At 73.5% G+C, this 3,844-nt stretch carries 3 protein-coding genes; 2 read left to right on the forward strand and 1 reads right to left on the reverse strand.

The window, feature by feature from the left end; all coding sequences use genetic code 11:
* Nucleotides 1-16 precede the first annotated feature (16 nt).
* Together AC1D15_RS21260 and AC1D15_RS21265 are read left to right on the forward strand one after the other, a co-directional pair.
* Nucleotides 17-955, forward strand: coding sequence for an NAD(P)/FAD-dependent oxidoreductase (locus AC1D15_RS21260; protein WP_477827534.1), 939 nt, complete (start codon nt 17-19; stop codon nt 953-955).
* Nucleotides 956-1,038: 83 nt separating this feature from the next.
* Nucleotides 1,039-2,460, forward strand: coding sequence for a CoA transferase (locus AC1D15_RS21265; protein ID WP_477827535.1), 1,422 nt, complete (start codon nt 1,039-1,041; stop codon nt 2,458-2,460).
* A gap of 15 nt (nt 2,461-2,475) precedes the next feature.
* Here AC1D15_RS21265 and AC1D15_RS21270 read toward each other — a convergent pair whose 3' ends face one another.
* Nucleotides 2,476-3,831 carry a sigma 54-interacting transcriptional regulator gene (locus tag AC1D15_RS21270; RefSeq protein ID WP_477827536.1) on the reverse strand — a complete coding sequence of 452 codons (1,356 nt, stop codon included), beginning with the start codon at nt 3,829-3,831 and terminating at the stop codon, nt 2,476-2,478.
* Nucleotides 3,832-3,844 lie beyond the last annotated feature (13 nt).

Consider the following 3,844-nt stretch of genomic DNA (forward strand, 5'->3'; position numbering starts at 1 on the left):
ATGAAGGACTTCCACCATGCCCATTGAAACCCTCGATGCATCCCTTGACGCCGTCGTGATCGGCGGCAGCTTCGCCGGCCTGTCGGCCGCGCTGCAGCTGGCGCGCGCCCGCCGCACGGTCGCGGTGGTCGACGACGGCGCACCGCGCAATCGCTTCGCGGCCCGGTCGCACGGCTTCTTCGCGCAGGACGGCACGCCGCCGCTGCAGCTGATCGCTGCCGCACGCGAACGCGTGCAGGCCTACCCGACGGTGCAGTTCGTCAGCGGCCGCGCGCTGCGCGCACGCCGGGACGGTGATGGCGATGGCGGCCGGCAGTTCAGCGTGTCGCTCGACGACGGCCGCACGCTCGCCGCGCGCCGGCTGCTGCTGGCGATCGGCGTGCAGGACACCTTCCCCGACATCGACGGCCTCGCGCCGCGCTGGGGCGTGAGCGTGCTGCACTGCCCGTACTGCCACGGCTACGAAGAGGCCGGGCGGCGCCTCGGCGTGCTGTCGGCCGGACCGGCCTCGGTGCACCATGCGCTGCTGATCAAGGAGTGGGGGCCGACGACGCTGCTGCTGAACGGGCAGCAGCTCGACGACGACGAGGCCGGGCGGCTGCGTGCGCACGGCGTCGCGATCGAGCCCGCCGTGGTGCAGGCCCTCGAAGGGCCGCTGCCGCGGCTCAGCGCGGCGCGCCTCGCGGACGGCCGCTCGCTGCCGCTGGACGCGCTGTTCGTCGCGCCGCGCGTGCGCATCGGCCACGAGCTGGTCGACTCGCTGGGCTGCGAGCTCACCGACGGCCCGTTCGGCCCGATGCTGCGCGTCAACGACATGAAGCAGACCAGCGTGCCCGGCGTCTACGCGGCCGGCGATGCGGCCCACCTGCGCCACAACGCCACCTTCGCGTCGGCCGATGGCGTGCTGGCCGGCGTCTCGCTGCACCACTCGCTGATCGCCGGGCTGGGCGCCTGACGTGGGCGATTGACGTGGGCGATTGACGGGTGCCGCGTGGCGGTGTCGAATGCGCGCCATCTTCACCCCCCCTGGAGCACCGCGTGCCCATCGATGATCGTGATGCCGGTCCGGCGCAGCACGCCTTGTCCGGCCTGTGGCAGCAGGCCGGCCTGCCGGCGGCGGCGCTCGATCACATCGAAGCGCCCGGCGATGCCCCGGTGCTGCCGAGCAGCTTCGCCGTCGCCGATGCGATCCAGGCCAGCATGGCCGCTGCCTCCGGCGCGGCCGCCGAGCTGTGGCACCTGCGCCATGGGCGCCGGCAGCGCGTGCTGGTGCCGCGAGAGAACGCCGTGCTGGAGAGCTGCGCGCACTTCACGCTCGACGGCCGCGCCCTGCATCTCTGGGACAAGCTGTCGGGCCTGTACCGCTGCGGCGAGGCGCTCGGCGAGCCGGGCTGGGTGCGCCTGCACGCGAACTTCGCGCATCACCGTGACGGCGCGCTGAAGCTGCTCGGCTGCCCGACCGGCGACGCCACCGAGCGCCCCGCCGTCGAGCAGGCCTTGCGCAGCTGGCGCGCCGAGGAGTTCGAAGACGCGGCGGCGCAGGCCGGCCTGGTGGTCGCCGCGCTGCGCAGCGTCGACACCTGGGACCGGCATCCGCAAGCCCTGGCGCTGGCCGGCCAGCCGGCGGTGCGCATCGAACGCCTCGGCGACGCAGCCCCGCGCGAATGGACCCACGCCGCCGACACCGATCGCCCGCTGCACGGCCTGCGCGTGCTCGACCTGACGCGCATCCTCGCCGGCCCGGTGGCCGGCCGCACGCTCGCGGCCTACGGTGCCGAGGTGCTGCTGCTGAATTCGCCCCACCTGCCCAACATCGACGCGATCGCCGAGACCAGCCGCGGCAAGCGCTCGGCCCACCTCGACCTGCGCAGCGGCGCGGGGCGCGAGCGACTGCAGGAGCTGCTGGCCGATGCGCATGTCTTCGTGCAGGGCTACCGTCCGGGCGGCCTGCAGGCGCTGGGCTTCGGGCCGGAGCAGCTCGCCGCGCTGCGGCCGGGCATCGTCGCGGTGTCGCTGTCGGCCTACGGATCGACCGGCCCGTGGTCGACGCGGCGCAGCTTCGATTCGCTGGTGCAGACCGCCACCGGCTTCAACGACGCCGAGGCACGCGCCGCCGGCGCCGCGAAGCCGCAGGCCCTGCCGCTGCAGGCGCTGGACTACGCGGCAGGCTACCTGCTGGCCTTCGGCGCGCAGGCCGCGCTGTGGCGCCAGGCGCGCGAAGGCGGCAGCTGGCATGTGCAGGTGTCGCTGGCGGGCGTCGGGCAGTGGCTGCGGTCGCTCGGCCGGGTCGACGGCGGACTGAAGGCGCAAGCGCCCGACATCACGCCCTTCCTCGTCAGCGAACCGTCGGGCTTCGGTCGCCTCGTCGCAGTGCGCCATGCGCCGCAGTTCTCTGAAACGCCGCCGCTGTGGCGCTGGCCGTCGATGCCGCCGGGCTCGCATCCAGCCGCGTGGGCTTGAATCCGATCGCCGGGTTCAGCCCTCGTCGTCCGCCGCCGCCTTGAACTGCCCCGGCGTCAGGCCGTTGCGCTGCAGCAGCCGGTAGAACTCGGTGCGGTTGCGGTCGGCCAGCCGCGCCGCGTCGGCGGCGTTGCCATCGGTCAGCTTCAGCAGGCCGACCAGGTAGTCGCGCTCGAAGCGCTCGCGCGCCTGCGCGTAGGTCAGCACCTCGACCGACGGCACGCGCAGCGCGCGCTGCACCAGCGTCAGCGGGATCAGCGGCGTGGTCGTCAGCGCGCACACCTGTTCCACCACGTTGTGCAGCTGGCGCACGTTGCCGGGCCAGCTCGCGGTGGTCAGTGCCTTCATCGCCTCGGGCGCGAAGCCGTTGAAGCGCTTGCCGTACTTCTCGCCCAGCTTCGCGAGGAAGTGGTTCACCAGCAGCGGGATGTCGTCGCGCCGTTCGGCCAGCGTCGGCAGGTGCAGCGACACCACGTTGAGCCGGTAGTACAGGTCTTCGCGGAACTGGCCCTCGGCCATCGCCGCATCGAGGTCGCGGTGCGTGGCCGACAGGATGCGCACGTCCACCGGCACCGCCTGGCTCGCGCCGACCGGCCGCACCGAGCGCTCCTGCAGCACGCGCAGCAGCTTGACCTGCAGCGCCGGCGGCATGTCGCCGATCTCGTCGAGGAACAGCGTGCCGCCGTCGGCCGTGACGAACAGGCCGCGGTGGTTCGCGACCGCGCCGGTGAACGAGCCCTTCACGTGGCCGAACAGCTCGGATTCGAGCAGCGCCTCGGGGATCGCGCTGCAGTTCACCGCGACGAACGGCTTCGCGGCACGCGCGCTCGCGCGGTGGATGGCCTGCGCGAGCAGCTCCTTGCCGCTGCCGCTCTCGCCGCGGATCAGCACGCTCGCATCGGACGCGGCCACCATCTTGGCCTCGCCGAGCAGCTCGGTCATCGGGCCGGAGCGGCTGACGATCGCGGCACGCCAGGCGCCGTCGCCATCCTCGGCGTGCGGCAACGGCGGCGCGAGCGCCAGCGCCTGGTTCACCTTGTCGAGCAGCGCCTTGCCGTCGAACGGCTTGGTCAGGTAGCTGAAGACGCCGCGTGCGGTGGCCTCGACCGCATCGGGGATGGTGCCGTGCGCCGWCAGCAGGATCACCGGCAGCGCCGGATGGCGCGCGCGGATCTCGTCGAACAGCGCGAGGCCGTCGCGCCCCGGCAGCTGCACGTCGCTCACCACCAGCTGCGGCCGCGCGACCGCCAGCTGCGTCAGCGCCGCCTCGGCCGACTCGACCGAGGTCACGCGGTGGCCGGCCGCGCCGAGCCGCATCGACAGCAGCTTCAGCAGGTCGGGGTCGTCGTCGACAAGCAGGATGTTGGCCATGCGGCGGGGGCCC

The sequence above is a fragment of the Rhizobacter sp. P2_H2 genome (assembly GCF_056403375.1).